The 25,401-nt window shown below is 61.9% G+C and carries 29 protein-coding genes and 1 pseudogene; 18 read left to right on the plus strand and 12 right to left on the minus strand.

Annotated elements, in window-relative coordinates:
- Positions 1 to 24: 24 nt before the first annotated feature.
- The 3 genes from CIT26_RS05460 to CIT26_RS05470 form a co-directional block, all read right to left on the minus strand.
- Positions 25 to 384 carry a tRNA-binding protein gene (locus CIT26_RS05460; protein WP_095491596.1) on the minus strand — a complete coding sequence of 120 codons (360 nt, stop codon included), beginning with the start codon at positions 382 to 384 and terminating at the stop codon, positions 25 to 27.
- A gap of 12 nt (positions 385 to 396) precedes the next feature.
- Positions 397 to 897, minus strand: coding sequence for a type III secretion system chaperone family protein (locus CIT26_RS05465; protein ID WP_095491597.1), 501 nt, complete (start codon positions 895 to 897; stop codon positions 397 to 399).
- A gap of 419 nt (positions 898 to 1,316) precedes the next feature.
- Entirely contained in the window at positions 1,317 to 1,619 is a 303-nt protein-coding gene (locus tag CIT26_RS05470) for an accessory factor UbiK family protein (RefSeq protein ID WP_095491667.1), read from the minus strand.
- 165 nt (positions 1,620 to 1,784) lie between these two features.
- Between CIT26_RS05470 and CIT26_RS05475 the strand changes: the two genes are divergently transcribed.
- From CIT26_RS05475 to CIT26_RS05510, 8 genes are all read left to right on the plus strand, one after another.
- Positions 1,785 to 2,045: a type II toxin-antitoxin system ParD family antitoxin gene (locus tag CIT26_RS05475; RefSeq protein WP_095491598.1), complete on the plus strand. Its 261-nt coding sequence runs from the start codon at positions 1,785 to 1,787 to the stop codon at positions 2,043 to 2,045.
- A 36-nt stretch (positions 2,046 to 2,081) separates the two neighbouring features.
- The gene (locus tag CIT26_RS05480) at positions 2,082 to 2,345 is read left to right on the plus strand and encodes a type II toxin-antitoxin system RelE/ParE family toxin (RefSeq protein WP_342586985.1); all 264 of its coding nucleotides are present in this window, start codon (positions 2,082 to 2,084) and stop codon (positions 2,343 to 2,345) included.
- A 78-nt stretch (positions 2,346 to 2,423) separates the two neighbouring features.
- Positions 2,424 to 3,299 (plus strand): prolipoprotein diacylglyceryl transferase, encoded by an 876-nt coding sequence (lgt, locus tag CIT26_RS05485; RefSeq protein WP_095491599.1) that lies wholly within the window; start codon positions 2,424 to 2,426, stop codon positions 3,297 to 3,299.
- A gap of 72 nt (positions 3,300 to 3,371) precedes the next feature.
- A complete protein-coding gene (locus CIT26_RS05490; protein WP_095491600.1) occupies positions 3,372 to 4,460 on the plus strand; it encodes a class I SAM-dependent methyltransferase in 1,089 nt (362 codons plus the stop codon).
- A 131-nt stretch (positions 4,461 to 4,591) separates the two neighbouring features.
- Positions 4,592 to 5,386 (plus strand): peptidoglycan editing factor PgeF, encoded by a 795-nt coding sequence (gene pgeF / locus CIT26_RS05495; protein WP_095491668.1) that lies wholly within the window; start codon positions 4,592 to 4,594, stop codon positions 5,384 to 5,386.
- Positions 5,386 to 6,537 (plus strand): M24 family metallopeptidase, encoded by a 1,152-nt coding sequence (locus tag CIT26_RS05500; protein ID WP_095491601.1) that lies wholly within the window; start codon positions 5,386 to 5,388, stop codon positions 6,535 to 6,537. The genes pgeF and CIT26_RS05500 overlap by 1 nt, the downstream gene beginning before the upstream one ends.
- A gap of 53 nt (positions 6,538 to 6,590) precedes the next feature.
- A complete protein-coding gene (locus CIT26_RS05505; protein ID WP_095491602.1) occupies positions 6,591 to 7,208 on the plus strand; it encodes a hypothetical protein in 618 nt (205 codons plus the stop codon).
- 167 nt (positions 7,209 to 7,375) lie between these two features.
- Entirely contained in the window at positions 7,376 to 8,311 is a 936-nt protein-coding gene (locus tag CIT26_RS05510; protein WP_095491603.1) for a ribose-phosphate pyrophosphokinase, read from the plus strand.
- A 106-nt stretch (positions 8,312 to 8,417) separates the two neighbouring features.
- Here the strand turns inward: CIT26_RS05510 and CIT26_RS05515 are convergent, their stop codons facing one another.
- Positions 8,418 to 9,284 (minus strand): AraC family transcriptional regulator, encoded by an 867-nt coding sequence (locus CIT26_RS05515; protein ID WP_095491669.1) that lies wholly within the window; start codon positions 9,282 to 9,284, stop codon positions 8,418 to 8,420.
- A gap of 132 nt (positions 9,285 to 9,416) precedes the next feature.
- Between CIT26_RS05515 and CIT26_RS05520 the strand changes: the two genes are divergently transcribed.
- Complete coding sequence (locus tag CIT26_RS05520) at positions 9,417 to 10,667, plus strand: MFS transporter (protein WP_167391278.1); 1,251 nt, start codon at positions 9,417 to 9,419, stop codon at positions 10,665 to 10,667.
- Between the two features lie 96 nt (positions 10,668 to 10,763).
- Here CIT26_RS05520 and CIT26_RS05525 read toward each other — a convergent pair whose 3' ends face one another.
- Entirely contained in the window at positions 10,764 to 11,363 is a 600-nt protein-coding gene (locus tag CIT26_RS05525) for a TetR/AcrR family transcriptional regulator (protein WP_095491605.1), read from the minus strand.
- Positions 11,364 to 11,484: 121 nt separating this feature from the next.
- Between CIT26_RS05525 and CIT26_RS05530 the strand changes: the two genes are divergently transcribed.
- Positions 11,485 to 11,973, plus strand: coding sequence for an anthrone oxygenase family protein (locus CIT26_RS05530; RefSeq protein WP_095491606.1), 489 nt, complete (start codon positions 11,485 to 11,487; stop codon positions 11,971 to 11,973).
- Positions 11,974 to 12,171: 198 nt separating this feature from the next.
- Here the strand turns inward: CIT26_RS05530 and CIT26_RS37370 are convergent, their stop codons facing one another.
- Both CIT26_RS37370 and CIT26_RS37375 read right to left on the minus strand, forming a co-directional pair.
- Positions 12,172 to 12,519 (minus strand): rhodanese-like domain-containing protein, encoded by a 348-nt coding sequence (locus tag CIT26_RS37370; protein ID WP_245319165.1) that lies wholly within the window; start codon positions 12,517 to 12,519, stop codon positions 12,172 to 12,174.
- A gap of 126 nt (positions 12,520 to 12,645) precedes the next feature.
- Positions 12,646 to 12,849 (minus strand): annotated as a pseudogene (locus CIT26_RS37375) (ArsR/SmtB family transcription factor); the annotation flags it as partial.
- A gap of 110 nt (positions 12,850 to 12,959) precedes the next feature.
- Here CIT26_RS37375 and CIT26_RS05540 point away from each other — a divergent pair.
- The 7 genes from CIT26_RS05540 (at position 12,960) to CIT26_RS05575 (ending at position 18,820) form a co-directional block, all read left to right on the plus strand.
- Complete coding sequence (locus CIT26_RS05540) at positions 12,960 to 13,463, plus strand: DUF2938 domain-containing protein (protein WP_095491608.1); 504 nt, start codon at positions 12,960 to 12,962, stop codon at positions 13,461 to 13,463.
- Positions 13,464 to 13,766: 303 nt separating this feature from the next.
- Positions 13,767 to 14,411: a 50S ribosomal protein L25/general stress protein Ctc gene (locus CIT26_RS05545; protein WP_095491609.1), complete on the plus strand. Its 645-nt coding sequence runs from the start codon at positions 13,767 to 13,769 to the stop codon at positions 14,409 to 14,411.
- A 23-nt stretch (positions 14,412 to 14,434) separates the two neighbouring features.
- Positions 14,435 to 15,166 carry an aminoacyl-tRNA hydrolase gene (gene pth / locus CIT26_RS05550; RefSeq protein ID WP_095491610.1) on the plus strand — a complete coding sequence of 244 codons (732 nt, stop codon included), beginning with the start codon at positions 14,435 to 14,437 and terminating at the stop codon, positions 15,164 to 15,166.
- 97 nt (positions 15,167 to 15,263) lie between these two features.
- Positions 15,264 to 16,367, plus strand: a complete 1,104-nt coding sequence (gene ychF, locus CIT26_RS05555; RefSeq protein ID WP_095491611.1) for a redox-regulated ATPase YchF — start codon at positions 15,264 to 15,266, stop codon at positions 16,365 to 16,367.
- Between the two features lie 384 nt (positions 16,368 to 16,751).
- On the plus strand, positions 16,752 to 17,726 hold the full coding sequence (corA, locus tag CIT26_RS05565) for a magnesium/cobalt transporter CorA (RefSeq protein WP_095491613.1): 975 nt from the start codon (positions 16,752 to 16,754) through the stop codon (positions 17,724 to 17,726).
- A gap of 156 nt (positions 17,727 to 17,882) precedes the next feature.
- Entirely contained in the window at positions 17,883 to 18,353 is a 471-nt protein-coding gene (locus CIT26_RS05570; protein ID WP_095491614.1) for a MaoC family dehydratase, read from the plus strand.
- On the plus strand, positions 18,350 to 18,820 hold the full coding sequence (locus CIT26_RS05575) for a MaoC family dehydratase (RefSeq protein WP_095491615.1): 471 nt from the start codon (positions 18,350 to 18,352) through the stop codon (positions 18,818 to 18,820). Before CIT26_RS05570 ends, CIT26_RS05575 begins: the two co-directional genes overlap by 4 nt.
- Before the next feature lie 203 nt (positions 18,821 to 19,023).
- On the opposite strand, the gene CIT26_RS05580 is transcribed toward CIT26_RS05575, so the two are convergent.
- The 4 genes from CIT26_RS05580 to petA form a co-directional block, all read right to left on the minus strand.
- The gene (locus CIT26_RS05580; protein ID WP_095491616.1) at positions 19,024 to 19,569 is read right to left on the minus strand and encodes an adenine phosphoribosyltransferase; all 546 of its coding nucleotides are present in this window, start codon (positions 19,567 to 19,569) and stop codon (positions 19,024 to 19,026) included.
- 309 nt (positions 19,570 to 19,878) lie between these two features.
- Positions 19,879 to 20,751, minus strand: coding sequence for a cytochrome c1 (locus CIT26_RS05585; protein WP_095491670.1), 873 nt, complete (start codon positions 20,749 to 20,751; stop codon positions 19,879 to 19,881).
- An 89-nt stretch (positions 20,752 to 20,840) separates the two neighbouring features.
- Positions 20,841 to 22,145: a cytochrome b gene (locus CIT26_RS05590; RefSeq protein ID WP_095491617.1), complete on the minus strand. Its 1,305-nt coding sequence runs from the start codon at positions 22,143 to 22,145 to the stop codon at positions 20,841 to 20,843.
- Between the two features lie 17 nt (positions 22,146 to 22,162).
- Positions 22,163 to 22,723 (minus strand): ubiquinol-cytochrome c reductase iron-sulfur subunit, encoded by a 561-nt coding sequence (gene petA / locus CIT26_RS05595; protein WP_095491618.1) that lies wholly within the window; start codon positions 22,721 to 22,723, stop codon positions 22,163 to 22,165.
- Positions 22,724 to 23,026: 303 nt separating this feature from the next.
- Between petA and CIT26_RS05600 the strand changes: the two genes are divergently transcribed.
- A complete protein-coding gene (locus tag CIT26_RS05600) occupies positions 23,027 to 23,383 on the plus strand; it encodes a cupin domain-containing protein (RefSeq protein WP_095491671.1) in 357 nt (118 codons plus the stop codon).
- Positions 23,384 to 23,774: 391 nt separating this feature from the next.
- Here CIT26_RS05600 and CIT26_RS05605 read toward each other — a convergent pair whose 3' ends face one another.
- Positions 23,775 to 25,133, minus strand: a complete 1,359-nt coding sequence (locus CIT26_RS05605; RefSeq protein WP_245319149.1) for a phosphatase PAP2 family protein — start codon at positions 25,131 to 25,133, stop codon at positions 23,775 to 23,777.
- Positions 25,134 to 25,401: the final 268 nt, after the last annotated feature.

A 25,401-nucleotide genomic window follows, 5' to 3' on the forward strand; every position in this document is an offset into this window, starting at 1 on the left:
CCGCTTCGCCGGTGGATGACGAAGCTAGAACAATCGGCCGCCGTCAGGGACCCTGCGTTCGATTGCGCCGAGGACAACGGCACCCTCCTCGTCGGGAAAGCCAAGCGTCAGCACTTCCGACATGAAGGGTCCGATCTGCCGCGGCGGAAAATTGACCACCGCGAACACCTGCCGGCCGATCAGCGTCTCGGACGCATAATATTTGGTGATCTGCGCCGACGATTTCTTCACCCCGATGTCAGGGCCGAAATCGATCTTCAGCTTGATCGCCGGCTTTCGCGCCTCCGGAAACGGCTCGGCCTCGACGATGGTGCCGGCACGGATATCGACCCGGTCGAAATCGGCGAAGCTGATCTCGGGCTTGCGCTGGCTGCTCGAACTCATTGAGGACCTGGCTCAGGCGTTTCCGTAGGTCTCGAACAGGACGCCGGCCAGCGCATCCTTGGCCGAGGTTCCCGACCAGACGACGAACTGGAACGCCTGGAAATAGCATTCGCAGGCTTCCAGCGCCGACGACAACAGCACCTCGACCTGCTGGCTCGACGGCTCTACCCCGCCGGCGAGCAGCAGCGACTGGCGGAACATGATCGCGCCTTCCTGTTCCCAGAGGTCGAAATGGCCGAACAGCATCTGCTCGTTGATCAGCGAAAGCAGCCGCATCACTTCGAGCGCGCGCGCCTCCGGCACCTTGATGTCGAAAGCGCAGGCCAGATGCAGCGCCTCGAAATCCTCCATCCAGGAAAATGAGACGTGGTAGTCGGTCCAGCTTCCGGCAACCGAAATCGAAATCTCGTCGTCGCCGGCCCGTTCGAAGGACCATTCGTTGTTGTGCGCCACCTGCTCGATAACATCCACCGGATGGATTTCGCGCGAGAATTCGAGTTCGAGAAGTTCCATGGAATGCTTCCTGTCGTTCCTTCGCATCGGCCCGAAAATCGGTTCGATTTTCGGAAAGCACGATGCGAACGTTCAAAGTTCTAGAGCGTACTTTGTGCGTCCAAGTGGACGCACGTCGCTCTAGTGAGCGCCACACGCGCCGCGGGGCACACACAACGAACAATCTTGTCTAGAACTCGGACGGCCGGGACTTCGTCAACGCAAAGACCCCAGACCGGACCCCACCGCCCGGCGCATGACCCTGCTCCGAATCATGCAACAAATTCAGTCTATTGATCGGGAGTCGCGTGACCAGCCCAATTTTTCGCACTGCGTCATTCGCATGTGGAAAGCCGCTGTCACAAAGATTCACGCAATGCCGGTAAGCGATTCACGACAAAGCGCTTTTTGCGATTGTGCTTTGTGGAAAAGTTTAACGATTATTTTTTTGATCTGGGCTTTGCCGCAGCCGCAGGTGCGGCCTGCCCGGTCAATTCGGCGAGCTTCGCCTCAAGCACTTCGATGCGGGCAGCGAGACGGGTGTTTTCCTCCCTGGCCTTCGCCGCCATGTCGCGGGCGGCCTCGAATTCTTCGCGCTGCACCAGGTCCATTGAGTTGAGAACGCGCTCGGCCTGCCCCTTGAAGGCGGTTTCCACTTCGCGGCGCACGCCTTGCGCGGCACCCGCAGCGTCGGTCATCAGCTTGGCGAATTCATCGAGAATGCGGTTCGGTCCGGTCGACATGGCAAATCCTCGCTTGCTCGATTTGACGTAGTGGCGCGCGACACGGAATGCAAGAACGTTGAAGCCGATGGCACCGACTGTCGGTGGACTTTGGTCCACTGAGTACTGGTTTAGCAGATCAATAACTATTATTATCACCCGAGAGGCATCTCCGAGGAGCACTCCATGGCCATCAGCGCAGATTTGGGCAACCGTCTGGAGGACGTCGTAAACCAGCTTGTCAGCACCGGCCGCTATAATTCGAAGAGCGAAGTGCTGCGCGAAGGCGTTCGCCTCGTCGAAGAGCGGGAGAAGCGCCTGGCTGCGCTCGACGCCGCGCTCGCCAAAGGCATCGGCGATGCCGACGCAGGGCGACTGAAGCCCGCGGAAGACGTGCTTGACCGCCTGGAGGGAAAATACAAGGCGATGGCCGAGAAGGCCAGGTGATGCGGCTGATCTTTACCCATCAGGCTGAGGCAGATCTTGAAGCCATTTGGCGATCACATCGCGTTCGACAGCCCGCTTCGCGCGGTGACATTCATCCGGGAATTGCGTGACGATTGCCTGGAACTGCGGACCATGCCGGAGCGATATCCGCTCCTGCAGCGTCATCGATCTTCCGGCGTCCGCCGCCGCCTTCATGGCAGCTATCTGATCTTCTACCGCATCACCACCGACGCATTGGAGACACTGCATGTCTTGCACGGCGCGATGGATTTTGATGCCATCCTTTTCCCTGGGAAATGAGCATCCACGTCGCCTTGACCCCGTCAAAACCCTGCCGCATGGTCCGCGCCCGAACGTGATCGCAACCGGGAGATCCTGTTGAGCGAATATTTTATGCTGCCGTTGGCCGCCCTGCCCTTCCCCAACATCGATCCGGTCATCGTCCAGATCGGGCCGCTGGCGGTGCATTGGTATGGCGTCGGCTACATCGTCGGCATTCTCTTCGCCTGGTGGTATGCCAAGCGGCTCGTCACCAATGCAAGGCTCTGGCCCGACGGCACCGTGCCCATGAAGCCCGAGGATCTCGACGACTTCATCGTCTGGGCGGCTATCGGCGTGGTGCTTGGCGGGCGTGTCGGCTACGTGCTGTTTTACGACCTCCCGCGCTACATCGCTCAACCGTTCGATATCCTTGCCGTCTGGCAGGGCGGCATGTCCTTCCATGGCGGGCTGCTCGGCGTCATTCTCGCCATGACGCTGTTTTCCTGGTCGCGCGGCATCCGCACATGGTCGCTGTTCGACGTGGTGGCGGCCGGCGTGCCGGTCGGCCTTGGCCTCGTCCGCATGGCGAATTTCATCAACTCCGAACTCTGGGGCAGGCCGACCGACGTGCCATGGGCGGTCGAATTCCCCAATGGCGGGCCCTTTGCGCGCCATCCGAGCCAGCTCTACGAGGCGCTGCTCGAAGGCCTGGTGCTGTTCCTGGTCCTGCGCTTCCTCACCCATTCCAGGCTCAAGCTGAAGACGCCGCGCTTCGTCGGCGGCGCCTTCATCGCCGGCTACGGTCTCTCGCGCATCCTTGTCGAATTCTTCCGCGAGCCCGACCAGCAGCTCGGCTACCTCCTCGGCACCGGCTGGCTGACGATGGGCATGGTGCTGTCGCTGCCGATGCTGCTGGCCGGCCTATGGGCGATGGCGACGGCTACCGCATCGGCCCAAAAATCGGAATCGATTCTGGGAAAGCACGATGCGTAGAATCAAAGTGCCAGGGCGTACTTTCCAAATGGACGCACGTCGCCCTAGGGCGATCACACAGCCGCAGCCGGTATGACACGGCTGAAAACCCGCATCGTCGAGCTGATCGGTGCGGCGGGGCCGATTCCCGTCAACCACTACATGGCGCTTTGCCTGTTCGATCCGCTGGACGGCTATTATACGACGCGCGAGCCGTTCGGGGCTGCCGGCGACTTCGTCACCGCACCGGAGATCAGCCAGATGTTCGGCGAGCTGATCGCCGTCTGGCTCTACGAGGCCTGGCTGGCAACCGGCCGGCCGATGCCGGTCACCATCGCCGAGATCGGCCCCGGCCGCGGCACGCTGATGAAGGACATGTTGCGCACGCTTTCGCGGCTCGATCCGGCGCTGACCGCCGGCGCATCGTTCGCCATGATCGAGACCAGCCCGCGGCTGACCGATGTCCAGAAGCAAACGCTTGCCGCCACGCCTGCCGCGATCGGCTGGCACGAAAGCATAGACACCTTGCCGCAGACCCCGCTTTTCATCGTCGGCAACGAATTGTTCGACGCGGTGCCCATCCGCCAGTTCGTCCGCGCCGGAACAGGCTGGCGCGAACGGATGATCGGCCTCGACAGCGCGGACGAATTGCACTTCTTCGCCGGCGCCGGCTCGGTCGATCCAACGCTGTTGCCGAACGATGCCGAAGACGCCCCACAGGGCGCGATCGTCGAGGTCGCGCCGGCCCGAGCCGCGCTGATGGCGACCATCGCCGAGCGATTGGCCGGGCTCGGCGGCGCCGGCCTGTTCCTCGACTATGGCTATCTCCGACCAGGGATCGGCGACACGTTGCAGGCCTTGCGCAAGCACGATCACGAAGATGTGCTGGCCAATCCGGGCGAAGCCGATCTCACCGCCCATGTCGATTTCGCCGCCCTTGCCGCGATCGTGCGGGCGCATGGCCTCGATGCCCATCTCTCCACGCAAGGCGAATTCCTGGTGGAAATGGGACTTCTCGAACGCGCCGGCCAGCTCGGCGCCAATGCCAATGAGGCGGCTCGCGAAAAAATTGCAGGCGAGGTCGAACGCCTCGCCGGTCCGCAAGCCATGGGCGACCTGTTCAAAGTGCTTGCCGTCCTGCCTGCCGGCATCGCCGTTCCGCCCTTTGCAACGGCGGATTGACTTTTCGCTGCCGCCTCTCCCACTCTCCCAATTTCCGACTGTCGCCGATCTTGGACTGTCGCCATCTTTGGACTGTCGCCATCTTTCGACTGTCGCTTGACGAAATCGCTCACACGGACAACAACGCAGCCATGCTGAATCAGACCAAACCGGATCCCGTTCGGTCGCCCTTGCTGGAGAAAGCGCGGGCGCAAGGCATTCGCCACGGCTATTTCACCCGCGTCGGCGGCGTCTCCAGCGGCATCTATCAGGGCCTCAACATCGGCACCGGCTCGAGCGACGACCAGACGCAGGTCGCCGAGAACCGCCGCCGCGTCGCCGACTGGATGGGCGTGCCATCAAGCCATCTGTTGACCGCCCACCAAATCCATTCGCCCGACGTCGTCATCGCCAGGAAGCCCTTTCCCGGCGAGCGGCCGAAGGCCGACGCTGTCGTCACCGACCGGCCGGGGATTGCGGTGGGCGCCTCGACGGCCGATTGCGGACCGGTGCTGTTCGCCGATGCCGAGGCGCGAATCGTCGGCGCAGCCCATGCCGGCTGGAAGGGCGCCTTGTCAGGCGTGCTGGAAAACACCGTTGCGGCGATGGAAAGCCTCGGCGCCCGGCGCGAGCGCATCGTTGCGGTTCTCGGCCCGTCCATCGGCCCGCAAAACTATGAAGTCGGCCCGGAATTCATCGCTCGTTTCGTCGAGGCCGATGCCGACAATATCGGCTATTTCGCGCCCTCCGCGAAGCCGGGACATGCAATGTTCGACCTCAACCGCTATACGGTCGATCGGCTGACCCGGGCCGGCGTCACCGCCGATGGGCTCGGCCGCTGCACCTACGCCGAGGAGGATCTGTTCTATTCCTACCGGCGCAGCACCCATCGCGAGGAGCCGGATTACGGGCGGCAGATTTCGGCAATCGTTTTGGAGACAGAATAATGGCGCTGCATTTCGAACGGTCGGAATTTGACGCGCGGCGCGATCGGCTGATGATCGAGATCGCCGAGAAGAAGCTCGATGCCGTCCTTTTGTTTGCGCAGGAGAGCATGTACTGGCTGACCGGCTACGATACGTTCGGCTTCTGCTTCTTCCAGTGCCTCGTGGTGAAGGCGGACGGCTCGATGATCCTGCTCACGCGCTCGGCCGATCTGCGCCAGGCGCGCCACACCTCGATCATCGACAACATCGTGCTGTGGACCGATCGCGACGGCGCCAATCCGGCGATCGACCTGCGCAATTTGCTCAACGACCTCGACCTGCTCGGCGCCCGCATCGGCGTCGAATACGACACCCACGGCCTGACCGCCTACAATGGCAGGCGCCTGGACGAGCAATTGCAGACCTTTGGCCAGATCGCCGACGCGTCCGGCATCGTCAGCCGGCTGCGCCTGTTCAAGAGCCCGGCCGAAATCGCCAAGGTGGAAAAGGCCGCAAATCTCGCCGACGACGCGTTGGACGCGGCCCTGCCGCTGATCAAGCAGGGTGGCGACGAAGCCTTGATCCTCGCCGCCATGCAGGGCGCGATCTTTGCCGGCGGCGGCGACTATCCGGCCAACGAGTTCATCATCGGCTCTGGCGTGGACGCATTGCTTTGCCGTTACAAGGCTGGCCGCCGCAAACTGAGCAAGAACGACCAGCTGACGCTCGAATGGGCCGGCGTCTTCCACCATTACCATGCGGCGATGATGCGCACGGTGCTGACCGGCAAAGTGTCGAAACGTCACCAGGAACTGTTCGATGCTGCGCGCGCCGCACTTCTGGCGGTCGAAAAGACGATGATGCCCGGAAATACCTTCGGCGACGTGTTCGACGCGCATGCCCGCACGCTCGAAGCGCACAACTTGACCAAACACCGGCTCAACGCCTGCGGCTATTCGCTCGGGGCCCGCTTCACCCCATCATGGATGGACACGCCGATGTTCTATCAGGGCAATCCGGAACCCATTGCGCCAAACATGACGCTGTTCGCCCACATGATCATCATGGACTCCGAAACCGAGACGGCAATGACGCTCGGCCGCACCTATCTGACGACTGAATCGCAGCCGAAACCGCTGTCCCGCCATGATCTCGACTTGATTGTGCAATGAATCCATAATGGTACGGATGCAAAGGGCGTTCATCGCCAGGGAGTTTTGAGGGAATGAGGCGATCGCACGTGACGACCGTGTCATTGCTTGCGGCGCTGACGCTGGCCGCCTGCACCAACGCGAAGGACGTTCTCGAACCCTCGGCCATCGCCCCGCAGTCGCCAACGGCCGGAACCGGCACGGCTGCAACGCCCACCACACCTGCAACGACCGCGCAGTCTTCCGCAGCAACACAGCCGTCCGCCGCTGCGCAACCTGCAACCACGACCGCGCCGCCCGCAAAGAGCGCCGCCGTCATCGCACGAACCCGACTGCAGGTAGCGCCGATCGTCGGCGCCTCGGTGGAAGCCGCGACACCGCTGACCGCGGCGCTTCAAACGCGAGCCAAGCAGCGCGGCATCACCTTGGCAGGCAGCGCTGGCCAGACCCCCACGCACGTGCTGAAAGGCTATTTCTCAACGATGTCGGAAGGCAAGGATACCACCGTCATCTATGTCTGGGACGTCTATGACCCGGCAGGCAACCGGCTGCATCGCATCAACGGTCAGCAGAAGGCGCCCTCGGTCAATGATGGCGAAGGCTGGGCTGCTGTCGCGCCGGAGACCATGCAGGCGATCGCCGACCAGACGATCGACCAGTTCGCCACATGGCTTGGCGGCCAAGCGGGCTGACCGGCGGGCTGACATGTTGCCGGCTTCCCTCGTCGTCGACGTTTATTGAGATTAGCCGGCGGATTCCCGATCACGACGCTTGCAATACCGGCACGGGCCGCTAAAAGCCCCGACTAAGGGGCTCAAGAGAGTCTGCCAGAGTCTCCATCCTTCACCAGGAACGGTGCATGAAGCTTTTCGCGGGCAATTCCAACAGGGTGCTGGCCGAAGCGGTCGCCCGCTATCTCAACATCCCGCTGGGCAAAGCCAGCGTCAGGCGCTTCGCCGATCAGGAAATCTTCGTCGAGATCCAGGAGAATGTGCGCGGCGAGGATGTCTTCATCCTGCAGTCCACCTCGTTCCCGACCAACGATCACCTGATGGAACTGCTCATCATGATCGATGCCTTCATGCGCTCGTCGGCCAAGCGCATCACCGCGGTCATTCCCTATTTCGGCTATGCCAGGCAGGACCGCCGCGCCTCGGGCCGCACGCCGATCTCGGCCAAGCTGGTCGCCAACATGATCACGCGCGCGGGCGTCGATCGTGTCTTGACGCTGGATCTCCACGCCGGCCAGATCCAGGGCTTTTTCGACATCCCGACCGACAATCTCTTCTCGGTGCCGGTCATGGCCCGCGACGTGAAGGCGAAATACAAGAAGCTTGCCAATGTCATGGTCGTGTCGCCGGATGTCGGGGGCGTGGTCCGCGCGCGCGCGCTCGCCAAGCGCATCGATGCCCAGCTTGCCATCGTCGACAAGCGTCGCGAGCGCCCCGGTGAATCGGAAGTCATGAACGTCATCGGCGACGTGCGCGGCAAGGATTGCCTGCTGATCGACGACATCATCGATTCGGGCGGTACCTTGTGCAATGCGGCCGATGCGCTGCTTGCCGCCGGTGCCACCAGCGTCACCGCCTACACCACCCATGGCGTTTTGTCGGGCGGCGCCATCGCCCGCATCGGCGCCTCGAAACTGCAGGAACTGGTCATCACCGATTCCATCCAGCCGACCCAGGCGGTGCTCGACGCCAGCAACATCCGCGTCATCTCCATCGCCGACCTGATGGGTGAGGCGATCTCGCGCACGGCGACCGAAGAATCGGTGTCGAGCCTGTTCGACTGAAATCTGCCAGCCTACAGCGCCGCGCGTCCAGCGGACGCGCGAAGGACGCTGTAGCACTTTGATTTTGCGCACGAACCTTTCCGAACCGAAGGTTCGGGGTCATGCGCTATCCGTTCGACACCCTGATGTTGTCCCTTGACCCGCGCATGTAGCCGCGCGGCGACGCTCCCAGCATGCGCTTGAACATGGTGATAAAGGCCGGCACGCTGTCATAGCCGAGGTCGAGCGCCACCCTTGTGATCGGCTCGCCGTCGGCCAGCCTCGGCAAGGCCGCGAACAGACAGGCCTGCTGGCGCCATGTCGACAGCGACAATCCGGTCTGGCGATGAAAGGCACGGGTGAAGGAACGGCGGCTCATGCCGACGATATCGGCCCATTCGTCGATTGTCGCGTGCGGCGAGGGTGCTGCGACGAAGCGCCGGCAGAGTGCCGCAAGCCTTGGATCGGAAGGAAAAGGCAGGCCGAGCGGCCGTTCCGGCAGGTTCGGGATTTCATGCAGCAGGAGGCTCATGATCAGCCCGCCGCGCCCCTCCAACTCGGCGCCCTGCGGCAGCTTTTCCGATTCCACGATCAGGCTGTGCATCAGATCGGTGATGCCGACGACGCGCAGCCCATGCGGCAGCCCCGCAATGGCGTCCGGCATCACATAGACCGAGCGCATGCTGACGTCGCCAAGCATCTCGACGGAATGCTCGGTGCCGGCGGGAATCCACATGGCATGATCGGGAGGCACCATCCAGCGCCCATGCCGCGTCGTCACCAGCACGACGCCGACAAGCGCATGCAGCAGCTGACTGCGACTGTGACGGTGCTGCGGCACGTGGTAGCCGTCGGGATATTCGGTCGGCAGGGCCACCGCCGGCCCGACGGCCTGCTCCAGCCACTGCCAGCGGCGCTGATGCAACTGCCCGAGATCGGTGAACTGGCCGAGATCGGTGTCGCCCGCTTCGAAGATTTCGTTGCCACGTGGCATCGAGTAATGGCCCACTCGCGAAACTATTGGACCAAACCACGAAAGAAGTTGCCCGACAAGTGACTTATATAAAGCAATCGGGCTATGAGGCCGCCTGCTGCAGCGCCCGCCAAAAAGACCACGGAGCATGCCTTGACCGACACGACAGCCACCACCGTCGCTACGCCTGCGGCGGCCAGCCACACTTCGGCGCAAGCGACGGCCTTCACCGTCATTCTTGCGGTGAGCTTCTGCCATTGTGTCAACGACATCATGCAGTCGCTGCTGTCGGCAATCTATCCGCTGCTGAAGGACAATTACGGTCTCGATTTCTGGCAGATCGGCCTTTTGACCTTCACCTTCCAGGTGACGGCCTCATTACTGCAGCCGCTGATCGGCATGGTCACCGACAAGCGGCCGATGCCCTATTCGCTGCCCTACGGCATGGCGTCCTCGCTGATCGGCCTGATCGTGCTGGCCTATGCCGGACACTATTCGCTGCTGCTGATCGGCGCATCGCTGATCGGCATCGGCTCGGCGATCTTCCACCCGGAATCCTCGCGCATCGCCCGCTTCGCCTCGGGCGGCAGGTTCGGCCTGGCGCAATCGCTGTTCCAGGTCGGCGGCAATTTCGGCCAGGCCATCGGGCCGCTGCTGGCTGCCTTCATCGTCGTACCCTTCGGCCAGACCAGCATAGCGTGGTTTGCCGCCGGCTCGCTGATCGGCATCATCGTGCTGTGGCGGGTCGGCGGCTGGTACAGCCGCCTGCGCGCCTCGCTCGCCAGCCGCGAGGCGGTCGGCTTCGTCTCGCCCTTCCCGCGCCGCAGGGTGATGGGCGCGCTGGCGGTGCTGACCTTGCTGGTGCTGACCAAGAACGCCTACATCGCCAGCCTCGCCAGCTACTACACCTTCTACGCCATCGATAAATTCGGCGTTTCGGTGCAGATGTCGCAGGTCATGCTGTTCCTGTTCCTCGGCGCCTCGGCGCTGGGCATCCTGCTCGGCGGCCCGTTCGGCGACCGCTACGGACAGAAGCCGATGATCTGGTTCTCGATCGTCGGCGTGCTGCCGTTTACGCTGGCCCTGCCCTACGCCAATTTCGAATGGACGATGGTCCTGACCGTGCTGATCGGCCTGATCCTGTCCTCGGCCTTCTCGAACATCGTCGTCTTCGCCCAGGAACTGGTGCCCGGCCGCGTCGGCATGATCGCCGGTATCTTCTTCGGCTTCGCCTTCGGCATGGGCGGCATCGCCGCCGCCGTGCTCGGCGTCGTCGCCGACCTGAAAGGCATCGACTTCGTCTTTCAGATCTGCTCCTACCTGCCGCTGCTCGGGCTGCTGACGGTGTTTCTTCCCAACATGAAGGAAGCGAGGAAGCTCAAGGAAGAGGCCACGATCGGGTGAAGTCTCAGTTGGACTTCGGCCTCGCTCCGTAGAGGTCGGGAGCGCCCTCTTCCTGCCACCTTTATGCGTGGAACAGGCACAGGTCGATTTTTGGCGTCACGTGCCACAAAGCTTTCTAAACGCACTGGTCGCGGCAACCACCCTTGAATGGATATCCTTGTCTGAAGGAACGGGCAGAGTGTGAATGACCCGCCGGATCTGCAGATCACCAATCAGCAGGTTCAGGAACCAATCGGCCGCAATGCGCGCAGATGGCGCGGCCAGCACGCTGCTCTCCAAGCCGCGCTGGATCAGTTTCTCGATCAGCGGAAATACCGAATCGCGGCCGCCTGCGGCAATCGTCGCACCCAATTCGCCGCTTTCGTCAGAAGCAGCCGCGCGGTTCAGGGAGATTGCCCGCTCGCCAAGCAGCATCGAAAGCAGGATCGGAGCAACCTCTTCAAGGGTTACCAGAGGATCGGCTTCGTCCCTGATTGCCGCATCCAGTGCCGCCTTCGTCGTCCTTGCATTGTTTTCGACCATCGTCTTGAACAAACTCTTCTTGTCGCCATACCAGCGATAGAGGGTCTCGTTTGACGCCTTTGCCTCTTTGGCTATGCCAAGCATGGAAGTCCCGCCGTAGCCTCTTTCCTTAAGAAGCTTGTAGGCTGCCCTCTCGATCTGTGCCCGACGCGCAGCCTTGGTGTCTTCGCGCATTCCAATCTCCGAACTGCCAATCTTCGAAACTGCCAATCTTCGAAACTGCTTGACCAAAACCGTACACTTTTGTACGTATATGTGAAAGCGTACACGATGATACGGTTCTATGAAAGCAGTGATGCCTGGCATAGTGGCAGGACTGTCGGTCACATCGATCGTCTTTTCCGGGGCGATTTTCGGATTTTTCTACGCCTGGGTCTGCTCCACAATGTGGGGGCTCGACCAGGCCGATCCCCGAGTGGCGATCGAGGCTATGCAGGCGATGAATGCATCGGTTCGCAACGCCGTATTCTTTCCGGCATTCTTTCTGACGCCGGTCGTTCTGGGGCTCACGGCTGCCGCGATGCTTTTCGATGGCCGCAAGTCGCCTGCGTTCTGGTTCGCTGCCGCAACGCTCGTCTATCTGACATCGGGCCTTTTCCTCACATTGACGGTGAACGTGCCGATGAACGAGGCATTGGCCGCAATTCCCGTTCCCAAGGATATCGAGACTGCGCGAGAGATCTGGCAGGACTATTCACAACGGTGGCAGTTCTGGAACCAGGCGCGAACCATCGCGTCAGGGATCGCCTTGGCTTTTGCCGGCTTCGGTCTGGTGAGGTTGTGACCGGGAGCGCCCAGCAGAGCAAGGTGGCCAGCCGACATCAGGCAAGGCCGCGGTGAATGACATTGGCATGCCCTTGCCAGCAGGCGCCAGCGCGCGTCCGGCGTGTGCCGTCCAGCCTGCCGCGGGCATTGCCCCTGTGGCGGTTCCAGTTTCCATTCATATTCGGGCTTGGGCCGGCGACGCCGACTTTGGCTTCTGTCAGCCGCTCTCGTAGTTCTTGCCGTCGACATCAAGGTCTGAGGTCAGCCACTCGGGAAAACCGCCTTCGAACCGGCGTGAGGCCCGGCCTCGCGTCCTCAGGATTGCCAGCGCGTCGGCAGAAAGAACGCACTGGACACCACGGCAATAGGCGACGATGATCTTCTCTCGTGGAAGCTCCGCAAGTCGATCCTCCAGCTCACCCACGGGAATGTTGATCGCACCCGGCAAATGGCCGGCTGCGTATTCCTCCTGCGGCCGAACGTCGAGCAGCACGACTTCGTTGTCCCGCATGCGGCGCACGAGTTCCTCGCGCGAGATGTTCTCCAGCCTGTCCGGCCGGCTCATAGTGTCGTTGATGAGCTCACGGATTTGCTCGCGCCTATGGTTCGCAAGGCTTCGCAGGGCCGCGAGCACGTCTTCGATTGGCCCACCTGCCAAACGATAGAGCACGCGTTTCCCGTCTCGCCGGGTCTGCACCAAGCCGGCCCGTTTGAGGTGTTGAAGATGCTGCGAGGTGTTGGCCAACGCGATCCCGGAAAGCTGCGTCAGCTGCTCTACCGCGAGTTCGCCGTCGGCAATATGGCGGAGGAGAACCAGCCGGTGTGCATGTCCCAGCGTTCGGGCGAGATCGGCTATTTCGTCAAAGATCGGATGATGGACGTCTGCGTTTTTCATATCGCATGGCTACCATCAATCAAACGATCAATCAATACATTGAATGAGAGGTTTTAATTGACTAGTGTCTGACGCATGACAGGAGCATGGACAAAACAGGAGCATAAAAAATGAACGAGCAGGTTGAATTCGTTGTCCGCGCAGCCGCGATCGGAACGGGAGCGACGGCGGTGATGGATCTTTGGGGGTTGTTTCTGAAGCGAGCGTTCGCAATTCCATCGCTTGATTATGCCTGGGTCGGCCGCTGGATCGGGCACTTTCCGCGAGGACGTTTCGCGCATGCGAATATCGCGCAGGCTCCCCGAATTCGTGGCGAAACGCCTATCGGTTGGGTTGCGCATTACGCGATCGGCATCGTCTTTGCTGCATTGCTGATGGGAGTATGGGGCTTGGACTGGGCACGACATCCGACATTGCTTCCTGCCCTTCTCGTCGGCATGTCCACTGTTGTCGCCCCATTCTTCATAATGCAGCCAGCTTTTGGAGCCGGAATTGCAGCCTCGAAAACGCCCAATCCGAACACTGCGCGTCTGCGCGGCCTTATGACTCATCTGTCCTTCGGGATCGGGCTGTATGTCGCTGCGTTGCTTTCGGCACTCCTGTTTCCGGTCTGACACTGATCGATTGCGGTCGGCTTTCAAGATATAACCCAAATGTTTGAAAATGGGGGAGCAAGGCCGAATTCAAAGCGAGACACTGCCCACCCGCCTTTGGCTTGCACCCAGGCCCGCCTTCCGCTATAGAGCCGCCACCCGCGTAGACACCCTTGGAGGCAACGCGGCGGAAGGCTGTCCGGCCTGCGTGATCCCAAAAAAGATTTTGGACCAGATCATGTAAGGCCATGACGGCTTTCGACGTTTACGGCCCAGGCACCTCGCCGGCCGCGAACGCTCCAGAACAACGCGAAAGGAAATGCCATGAGCCAAGATTCTTACGAGCTCAAGGCCGAAGCGCGCGAACAGGTCGGTAAGGGGTCCGCCCGTGCAGTTCGCCGCAACGGTAAAGTGCCTGCAGTAATTTACGGTGACAAGCAGCCTCCCCTGGCGATTGCCCTCACCTACAAGGATATCTACTACAAGATCCATGGCGGCGGGTTCCTGACTACGATCGCCACGATCGATGTCGACGGCAAGAAGATCCAGGTCCTGCCCAAGGACTTCCAGCTCGACCCGGTCAAGGATTTCCCGGTCCATGTCGACTTCCTGCGCATCGGCAAGGACACCGAAGTCAATGTCGACGTGCCGGTCCACTTCATCAACGAGGACAAGTCGCCCGGCATCAAGCGCGGCGGCGTGCTCAACATCGTGCGTCACGACGTCGAGTTCCACTGCCCGGCCAATGCGATCCCGGAATTCATCACCGTCGATCTCACCGGCACCGATATCGGCGATTCGATCCACATCTCGGCGGTCAAGCTGCCGGCCGGCGTCAAGCCGGTGATCTTCGATCGCGACTTCACCATCGCGACCATTGCCGGCTCCGCGGCGATGAAGCCGGAGACGGAAGAAGAGACCGTCGAAGCGGCTGAACCCGAAGCGGCTCCTGCCGACGAAGAGAAGTAATCCCTTTCCGCCCGGAGGTGACGATGCTGCTGTTTGCAGGCCTCGGCAATCCGGGCGCGAAATACGCCAACAACCGGCACAGTGTCGGCTTCATGGCGGCGGACGCGATCGCCCGCCGCCATTCCTTTTCGCCCTGGTCGAAGAAGTTCCAGGGCCTGATCGCCGAAGGCACGCTTGGCGGCGAAAAGATCATCCTGATCAAGCCGCAGACCTTCATGAACAATTCCGGCCAGTCGATCGGCGAAGCGCTGCGCTTCTACAAGCTCGCTCCCTCGGCGCTCACCGTCTTCTATGACGAGATCGACCTTCCCGAAGGCAAGCTCCGCGTGAAGACCGGCGGCGGCGCCGGCGGCCACAACGGCATCCGCTCGATCGACGGCCATGTCGGCAATACTTACCGCCGCGTGCGCATCGGCGTCGGCCACCCCGGTGTCAAGGAATTCGTCCAGCATCATGTGCTTGGCGATTTCGCCAAGGCCGATCGTGAATGGCTGGAGCCGCTGCTCGACGCCATCGGTGCTCATGCCGAAATGATCGTGAGGGGTGATGAGCCCGGCTTCATGAACAAGGTCAGCGTTGCCGTCCAGCGCAAGACCGGTGCTGCGCCCGAACGCGAAAATCCCGACTCGAGACAGCAGAGCCCGAAACAGCAGAGCCACATCCGTCAGGCGCGGCCGCAGCAGCCGGCGGTCAAGCCGCCCGAAACCGGCCCGATGGCCGCCATGCTGAAGAAGCTCTTCGGCGGCAAGGATTGAGCCTCGCCACGGATCGGGGCTGGAGGGCTTGACGATCGTCGGCGCTTTCGCCCATAGCCCTCATCAAATTTCGATTTCCCGATAGGACCGGATAAAAATGGGTTTCAAATGCGGCATCGTTGGCTTGCCCAACGTCGGCAAGTCGACGCTTTTCAACGCGCTGACCAGGACGGCGGCGGCGCAGGCCGCCAACTATCCGTTCTGCACCATCGAACCGAACACCGGCGAGGTGGCGGTGCCCGACCCGCGCCTGCAGAAGATCGCCTCGATTGGCAAGTCGAAGGAGATCATCCCGACCCGCATCTCCTTCGTCGACATCGCCGGCCTGGTGCGCGGCGCCTCGAAGGGCGAAGGGCTGGGCAACCAGTTCCTGGCCAATATCCGCGAGGTCGACGCCATCGTCCATGTGCTGCGCTGCTTCGAGGATGACGACATCACCCATGTCGAAGGCCGCATCGATCCCGTCGCCGACGCCGAGACCGTCGAGACCGAGCTGATGCTCGCCGACCTCGACAGCCTCGAGCGCCGCATCGTGCAGTTCCGCAAGCGCGCTTCCGGCAAGGACAAGGAGGCGCTGACCGTGCTTCCCATGATGGAAGCCGCTCTTGAACTCCTGCAGGCCGGCAAGCCGGCCCGCATCCTGCTCAACGGCATTGCGCCTGAGTATCTGCGCATCCTGCAGGGGCTGAACCTGCTGACGTCGCACCCCGTGCTCTATGTCTGCAATGTCGCCGAGGCCGACGCCGCCACCGGCAACGCGCACACCAAAGCGGTCGAGCAGATGGCTGCCGCGCAAGGCGCCCGCATCGTGGTGATTTCGGCGGCGATCGAAGCCGAGGTCGCGCAGCTCTCGGACGATGAGGAAATGGAATTCCTCGCAACGCTGGGCCTCGAGGAACCCGGCCTGAACAAGGTGATCCGCGCCGGCTACGAGCTGCTGCAGCTCATCACCTATTTCACCGTCGGGCCGAAGGAGACACGCGCCTGGACCGTGCACAAGGGCGCCAAGGCGCCGCAAGCGGCAGGCGTCATCCACACCGATTTCGAGCGCGGCTTCATCCGCGCCCAGACCATCGCCTACAACGACTTCGTCACGCTAGGCGGCGAAGTGGCGGCCAAGGAGGCCGGCAAGGCGCGCGACGAAGGCAAGGAATATGTCGTCCAAGACGGCGACATCATGCTGTTCAAGTTCAACACCTGAGCTGACCGACGGCGCCTTCTTCCTTCTCCCCCCGTGCAAAGCCCTCTTTGTGGGAGAAGGTGGATTGGCGCGTAGCGCCAAGACGGTTGAGGGGTGTTGGCCGGAGCGCTGTTGGTGCCAAGTTGGAACACCCCTCATCAACCGAGCGGAGCCTGTCCTCGGGCTTGCCGGAGGCAAGACCCGTGGGCTCGGCCACCTTCTCCCACAAGGGGAGAAGGAGGAGACTGCACAGGCCATTTCCGCGCCGCTTGACTGCCCGCAATGCCCGGTCTAAGGGGCGTCTGCACTCAGGCCTGCTTTCGTCGAAAGCGCCCGTCCGGTGCAATCCGAAACGACGCGCCCGTTCGAACCCATCCTTTTGGCCTCAGCAAGGGAGACCCGGCGATGATCAAGGCATTCGTCGTGGACAATGATCGCCTGCGCCTTGCCGACGATCTCTTGGCAAACAGCGACAAGGTTGTCTGGGCCGACCTTGTGAGCCCGACAAAGGAAGAGGAAGCGGCCATCGAGGCCTGGCTCGGTGTTGCCATTCCGACGCGCGAGGAGATGGAGGAGATCGAGATTTCGAGCCGCCTCTATGTCGAGGACGGCGCCTATTTCATGACCGCCATTCTGCCCGCCCAGACCGAGGCCGACGATCCCTTGATGTCGCCGGTCACCTTCGTGCTGGCCGGCAACAGGCTGATCACCGTGCGTTACCACGAACCGAAGGCTTTCAAGACTTTTCCGCAGCGTGCCGAGAAAGTGGCGACCGGCTGCACCAGCGGCGACACCATCCTGATCGGTTTGCTGGAGGCGATCGTCGACCGCCTCGCCGACATTCTGGAGCGCGCCGGCCGCGACATCGAGACGATCTCACGCGACATCTTCCAGGCAAGCTCGACCAAGGCGTCCAAGCGCAACCGCGATTTTCAGGAATTGCTGAAGGCCATCGGCCGCAAGGAGGACATCGCCTCCTCGATCCGCGACAGCCTGATCTCGCTGCAGCGGCTCGCCGGCTTCCTCACCCACGCCTCGACCCAGACCAAGATGAGCAAGGATATCCGCGCCCGTATCAAGACCTTGTCCCGCGATGTGCTGTCGCTCGCCGACCACGCCACCTTCCTGTCGCAGAAGATCAACTTCCTGCTCGACGCGACGCTCGGCATGATCTCGATCGAGCAGAACGCCATCATCAAGATCTTCTCCGTCGCCGCGGTCATCTTCCTGCCGCCGACGCTGGTCGCTTCGATCTACGGCATGAATTTCAATGTCATGCCCGAACTGACCTGGAACTTCGGCTACCCCTTCGCCATCGGCTTGATGATCGCGTCGGCGATCCTGCCCTTCTGGTATTTCCGCCGCCGCGGCTGGTTGTAAAGCCTTCGGACCCTCTGTTCCCGTTGGGCGCGATGGCTTGGCGCACCAGAAATGACTTGACCAAATCCCGCCCCGCCTGCATCCGGGAACCCTATCCGTGGCGATCGTACAATCTTGAACCGGATTCCAGACCATGACCGGAAAGAACTCCAGACCATGACCGGAAAGACTTGGGCCTATGAGGATTTCGTCGAGGGCGCCTCGCTCGACCTCGGCACGAAGCTGGTGAGTGCGGCCGAGATCATCGAATTCGCGCAGGAGTTCGATGCGCAGCCTATGCATCTCGACGAGGCGGCGGGCAAGGCCAGCATCCTTGGCGGGCTGGCGGCCTCCGGCTGGCACACCTGCGCAATGTTCATGCGCATGCTGTGCGACGCCTTCCTGCTGGACTCGACCTCGCAAGGCGCCCCCGGTGTCGATCAGGTCCGGTGGAAGAGGCCGGTGCTGGCCGGCGACATCTTGAGCGGCAACACCACCGTCCTTGCCAAGCGCCTGTCCCGGTCCAAGCCCCAGCTCGGCCTCGTCACCATGCGCAGCGAGCTTTTCAACCAGCGTGGCGAAGGCGTTTTCGAACTCGAGAACACCGTCATGTTCCTCGCTCGTGATGCCGCACAGGGCCCCTCATGACATTGGACGAGTTCTTCTGCATCGGCATCACCGTCACGCTCGGGTCGCACAAATTCGAACCCGAGGCGATCAAGGCGTTCGCCAGGAAATACGATCCGCAGATATTCCATCTCGACGAAGAGGCGGCGAAAAAGAGCGTGTTCGGCGGCCTGTGCGCCTCCGGTTGGCACACAGCAGCAACCTGGATGAAATTGAACCTCGAGACCGGCGTGGAGGCCGAGGGCGTCCGCTGGGCCGTCGCTGGACCCGCGCCCGAATTCGGCCCCTCGCCCGGCTTCAAGAACCTCAAATGGCTGAAGCCCGTCTATGCCGGAGAAACCGTGACCTTCACCCGCACCGCGCTTGCCCACCGCCCCATCATGTCACGGCCAGGCTGGCGGCTGCTGACGCTGCGCTCGGAAGCCTTCGATTCGACCGGCGACAAGGTCATCGAGTTCGAAAGCGCCGTGCTGGTGAAGATGGGGTAGTTTCTTCCTTCTCCCCTTGTGGGAGAAGGTGGATCGGCGCAAAGCGCCGAGACGGATGAGGGGGGTTGGAAGAAATGATTCGTCTAAAAAATCAAATGATTTGAAGCACTTACGCCTTCGGCGCTGCGATCTGTCCAACACCCCTCATCCGACCTCGCTTCGCGAGGCCACCTTCTCCCACAAGGGGAGAAGGAAAAAGCGTATCAATGCCCTTCAAACCCGATCAGCGTCCTGACCGGCACGCCGAGTGCTTCGAGCTTGTCGCGGCCGCCGAGGTCCGGCAGGTCGATGACGAAGCAGGCGGCGAGAATGTCGGCGCCGATCTGCCGCAACAGCTGGACCGCCGCCGCCGCCGTGCCGCCGGTGGCGATCAGGTCGTCGACCAGGATCACCTTCTCACCCGGAGACACGCCATCCCTGTGCATCTCCATCTCGTCCAGCCCGTATTCGAGGCTGTAGGCGACGCGCACTGTCTCGTAAGGCAGCTTGCCCTTCTTGCGGATCGGCACGAAGCCGGCCGAAAGCTGATGGGCGACGGCGCCGCCAAGGATGAAGCCGCGCGCCTCGATGCCGGCGATCTTGTCGACTTTCTGGCCGGCATAGGGATGCACCAGCTCGTCGATGGCGCGGCGGAAGGCGCGCGCGTTGCTTAGCAGCGTGGTGATGTCACGAAACAGGATGCCCGGCTTGGGATAGTCCGGAATGGTGCGGATCGCGGCAAGCAGCGTGTCTTCGAGCGAAGGTTTCATGGGCGGCTCTCCGGGCATTCGTCCGATTCGACTTGAAGACGTGAAAAGGAACTCTGGCCGATCGTAACCCGGCGCGGCCGGCGACGGCTACCGCGATGTGGCGCCTGGAAGAAAATTGTCCGGCAAAGGACTGAGCTGGCGGCCTTAAGAGCGACGTGCGTCCACTTGGACGCACAAAGTACGCTCTAAAACTTTTGAAATCTACGCATCGTGCTTTCCGAAAATCGATTCCGATTTTCGGGCCGATGCGGTAGGAAATACAAAAAGGGCGCCTTTCGACGCCCTTTCGATCTCGTGGCTTTGCGTAGCTCAGTGCGCCACGCCGGCCCACACCTTGCGCTTGGTCAGATAGACCAGCGCGCCGAACAGCAACATGAAGACCAGCACGCGAAAGCCGGTTTTCTTGCGGGCTTCAAGATGCGGCTCGGCCGCCCACATCAGGAACGCCGACACGTCGCGGGAATACTGGTCGACCGTCTGCGGCGAGCCGTCGTCATAGGTCACCTGATCGTCGGAAAGCGGGTTGGGCATCTTCAGCGACACGCCGGCTATGAAGTACGGATTGTAGTGCGTGCCTTCCGGTATCTCCATGCCCGCCGGCGGCTGCTCGTCATAGCCGGTCAGCAGCGAGTGGATATAGTCGGGACCGCCCTGGGCGTACTGCGTGAAGATGTCGAAGACGAAGCGCGGAAAGCCGCGCTCGACGCCGCGCGCCTTGGCCAGCAGCGACATGTCGGGCGGGGCAGCCCCGCCATTGGCGGCCGCTGCTGCCTGATCGTTGGGGAACGGCGCCGGGAAATGGTCGGACGGTATGCCGGGACGATCGAACATGTCGCCGGCATCGTTGGGACCGTCATTGATCGTGTACTCGGCGGCCAGTGCCTTGACCTGCGCTTCCGAATAGCCAAGGTCTTCCAGTGTGCGGAACGCCACCAATTTCATCGAATGGCAGGCCGCGCAGACTTCCTTGTAGACCTTCAGTCCGCGCTGCAGCTGCGCCTTGTCGTAGGTGCCGAACGGCCCGGCGAAGCTCCAGTCCATCTCCTTCGGCTCGTGTATCGGGAAATGCGTCGGCTGGGCTTCGTTGTGCGCCTCCTCCTGGGCAATCGCCCCGGTGGTCGCGGCCGCAGTGCCTGCCAACACAAGGCCGAGCAGCGCCAGCGAGGTGAGAATCGTCTTCATGCCAAATCCCCTTGAGATTCTCTGCCGCGCCGTCGTCGTCTCGACCATGATCTTGTCCGAAAACCGGTCTCCACTTTTCGGGGTCATGCTCAGCTCTTGGTTTCCGGTGCGGCTGTCGCGCGAGCCGGATGCCCGCCACCGCCACCCTTGTTCTTCTCGAGCACTGCCTCGGTGATCGAGTTCGGCAATCGCCGCGGGGTCTCGATCAGGCCAAGCACCGGCAGCACGACCAGGAAGAAGGCGAAGTAAAACAATGTCGCCATCTGCGCCATGAAGACATAGCTGCCTTCGGCCGGCTGCGAACCCAGCCAGCCAAGCAGGACGGCATCGATCACGAACAGCCAGAAGAACAGCTTGTACCAGGGCCGGTAGACCGCCGAGCGCACCTTCGAGGTGTCGAGCCACGGCACCAGGAACAGCATGGCGATGGAACCGAACATCGCGAGCACGCCACCGAGCTTGGAGTTGATCGGCCCGATATTGAAGGTGATGGCGCGCAGGATCGCGTAGAACGGCAGGAAGTACCATTCCGGCACGATATGGGCAGGCGTCTTCAGCGGGTCGGCGACTGTGTAGTTGTCGGGATGGCCGAGAAAGTTCGGCAGGTAGAAGACGAAATAGGCGAAGATGAACAGGAACACGAGCATCCCGAACGCGTCCTTGATGGTCGCGTAAGGGGTGAAGGCGACGGTATCGGTCTTCGACTTGACCTCGATGCCGGTCGGGTTCGACTGGCCGACCACGTGCAGCGCCCATATATGCAGCACGACGACGCCGGCGATCATGAACGGCAGAAGATAGTGCAGTGAAAAGAAGCGGTTCAGCGTCGGGTTGTCGACAGCGAAGCCGCCGAGCAAAAGCTGCTGGATCCACTCGCCGACCAGCGGGACGGCGCTGAAGAAGCCGGTGATGACGGTCGCGCCCCAGAAGCTCATCTGCCCCCAGGGCAGCACATAGCCCATGAAGCCAGTCGCCATCATCAGGAGGTAGATGATGCAGCCGAGGATCCACAGAAGCTCGCGCGGTGCCTTGTAGGAGCCGTAATAGAGGCCGCGGAAGATATGGATGTAGACGGCGACGAAGAAGAATGACGCGCCGTTCGAATGCAGATAGCGCAACAGCCAGCCCGAATTGACGTCCCGCATGATCTTCTCGACCGAATCGAAGGCGAGAGTGCTGTCCGCCGCATAGTGCATGGCCAGCACGATGCCGGTCAGCATCTGCGCCGTCAGCATGAGCGCCAGGATGCCGCCGAAGGTCCACGCATAATTGAGGTTGCGCGGCACCGGATAGGCGACGAAGCTGTCATAGACCAGCCGCGGCAGCGGCATGCGGGCGTCGAACCAGCGTCCGATACCGGTCTTGGGCGTATAGGTCGAGTGTCCCTCGCTCATCGAAATATCCCTTAGCCTCAGCCGATACGGATCTTGGTGTCGGAAATGAACTGGAACACCGGCACCGACATATTCTCCGGCGCCGGCCCGCCGCGGACGCGGCCGGAGGTGTCGTATACCGAGCCGTGGCACGGGCAGAACCAGCCGCCGAACTCGCCTTCCTGGCCGAGCGGGATGCAGCCGAGATGGGTGCAGACCTGGACCATCACTATCCAGGCTTCCTTGCCCGGCATGGTGCGGTTGGCGTCCGTCGCCGGCGCATCGGCCGGCAGATTGGCGTTGCGGGCGAGCGGATCCTTGAGTTCGGCCAGATTGACCGCCTCGCCGTCCTTCATCTCTTGTTCGGTGCGGTTGCGCACCACCACCGGCTTGCCGCGCCATTTCACGACAAGCGACATTCCCGGCGTCAGCGAGGAGACGTCGACCTCGACCGAGGCCAGCGCCAGCGTCGAGGCGTCCGGGCGCATCTGGTCGATGAACGGCCAGGCGACGGCACCCGCGCCGACCACCGCGGCCATGCCGGTGGCGACGTAGAGAAAATCACGACGGTTGGGATCCTGGATGTCGGTTGCGCTCACGGGTGCCTGATCCTTTCGCCTCTTCCGTGCCGGTGGCCGAGGCTTGTTCCCCGCTCTTTCACGCCAAACCCGACAGCGCATGGCGAACAGGCTAGCGAATTCCTCCGGCAATTGGCCTTCGGTTTATGCGTGAAGCCCGTTTTTGTCCAGACGGGTGAAGGCACAAGGGCAGATTGTCGCGGGGACGCAATTCGGCGTCGGGCGGCATGGCGGCGAAGACGGCGAAACCACAGGAAAACAATGGCAAAACCGGCGCCGGTGTTTGCCTCGACAGGAGACCCAGCCTCGGTCTATCCTCGGCTCATGGCGCATGTCATCGACCGCGACAAATGGGCCAGGACGCCCGACCGCTGCCCCGACCATTGGCAGGGCGAACTGCAGTGCGGCGCGTACGGCTCCAGAAGCTGCCTGATCTTCAACTATCTGCCGGAGATCGGCGGCGGCCCGCGGCTGCACATGCATCCCTATTGCGAGATTTTCATCATCCGCACTGGCACCGGCCTGTTCACCGTCGGCGACCGGCAGATCGAGGCGTCGGCTGGCCAGATATTGATCGTGCCGCCGAACACGCCGCACAAATTCACCAACCTCGGCCCAGGTCCGCTGGAGACCACCGACATCCACGAAAACGGCAGCTTCATCACCGAATGGCTGGAGTAGACCCCGAACCGAAGGTCCGCGTCAGCGAAAAGCGGAACCGGTTTTCGGAAAAGACCATGGTCAAACTGGTGGTGAGAATCCGACGCTTGGTACCCGAGGTTAGACAACCGCTTTGGGTGGAATGCTGCCATTCGTCTCGTCGATTGGGAAGAGAAAGTGGCGCCATTTCCGGACTTTCGGTGTATTCGCGAGCGCTCTCAGCATCGCGCGGCTACATCACGACCACAGGAGCGACGGAGGGCTCGCGACTTGCTCACACCTGTTTATGCCCGGCTCTCACCGCGGGTCTCGATACTCGCGATCTCGTAGATGCGAAGGAATGGCTCGACCACTGCGATAGGTGCTATTCGCAAATGGTCGAGATCGTATCAAACAAGCCTACTTCCTTTCGCTAATCCGCCCCGTCGGTTTTTGCCCGCTCGATGAATTTCCCCGCAACCGCTTTGCCGAGTGCGGCACCGGCCTGATTGTCCATTTGGTAGTGGATGCCGGCCCAGACGCGGGAATCACCCGCCTCCTTGCCGACCGCGCGGATGAAGTCGGCATGGTCGGGAAACAGGTACGCCAGGACCTCGCATCTGGCGGTCGAGAGCGTGGAGTGGTTCGACGGATAACTGGGATGTGCCGGCACTGTGAACAGGGGAATGATGCTCGGGTCAAGCATGTTGGGTCGCAGGTACCAATATGCGTACTTCCCGTCGTTGCTCGCAATGTAGGCGTCGTAGTAGACCGTTGCGAGCATCGCGTAAGCCCGAGCGGCGCGGGGTGGGTTCGAATCCGTCTTGTCCTCGAACATCCACTTGCTGGCATAGTCATACCAGTCGGTGAACAAGCCGGATGGACTTTGCCAGTAGAACGCTTTGTAGCTGTTAGGGAATTTTCGTTCAAACTGCCGGATTGCATCCATCTCCGCCTTTACGGCCGGGGATTGGCAGTCGGGTGGCGCCGGCGGCCTGAATTCATCGGGTGCTGCCAGCACAATCGGCTTCCAGTTTGGCATGGTTACATTGGCGGGTTTGCTCCCGACCCACATGCACGGCCCGGTCGGAACAGTGCCGGTCCACGCTGCATCGGAGCCATCGGCCTTTGCCCACGCAATCACCTGCTCTGCTACCTGTCGCCCCAACTCCAGGCCGGCGGAAGAATCGCTCGGGAACTGGAGACCGGCAAGGACACGCGACTGTGCCGCTTCTTCGGCCATTGCCTTGAACGACGACGTCTCGTCGGGAAAGAAATAAGAAAGAACGGTCGCGGCGGCTCCGGCGGCTGCGGCATGCTCGGATGGATAGGAGGGACTCCGAGGCGGCGGCAGCGCAGTCGGCAGCGTGGCATCCGCCTCGCTCGGGCGCGGCCGATTGTAGAAGTACTTCGCGTCCCACGCCGCGACGGTGGCGTCGTACATCGCCATCGTCAAATAGGTGTAGACGCGGTGCGCATTTGGAATCTGCTGGTTTTCGAGAATGCGATTGTTGACCAGGTCGATCCATCGGTACCCGGGCGAGCCGGCGTCCCAGAAGGTGATTTTGTCGGCAGCAACCGGATCTTTCTGCGCCAGGAGATCCCGCATCTGCACCAATTCGGCTGCTGCGGCGGAGGCGTCGGGCGGCGGTGGGACTCGGAAGTCCTTGCCAGACGTGATTACCCACGTCTTCCACGTTCCAGCCTCTGGTTCTATCAGATCCGATTGGGCGAAAGCGCAGTTCCCTGACAAAAGGATTACCGCGCAGGTCCTGCCAAAACCGCTAAGCATGTGAGCCTCCCATAGTGGCCCCCGACCCAAAGACGGAAGGTGTTCCGTTTTCACGGCCCTTCCATCTTCATTTTAGCCAAGTCTAATTATACCGCGAGGCGCTGCCCAGTAAAAGGATCAAAAATGAGAGGAGGCCGCGTTGTGAAGGTCTCCGTACAACGGCTGTTTTGCGCACAAATGCAGTCGGCTGCGAACGGCTCAGCATTGACCGCTATGAGATCCAATACGCGCCTTTGAGACAACGGAGATGGGCTACGGCGTGGCCGTC

The organism is Mesorhizobium temperatum, assembly GCF_002284575.1.
Lineage (GTDB): Bacteria > Pseudomonadota > Alphaproteobacteria > Rhizobiales > Rhizobiaceae > Mesorhizobium > Mesorhizobium temperatum.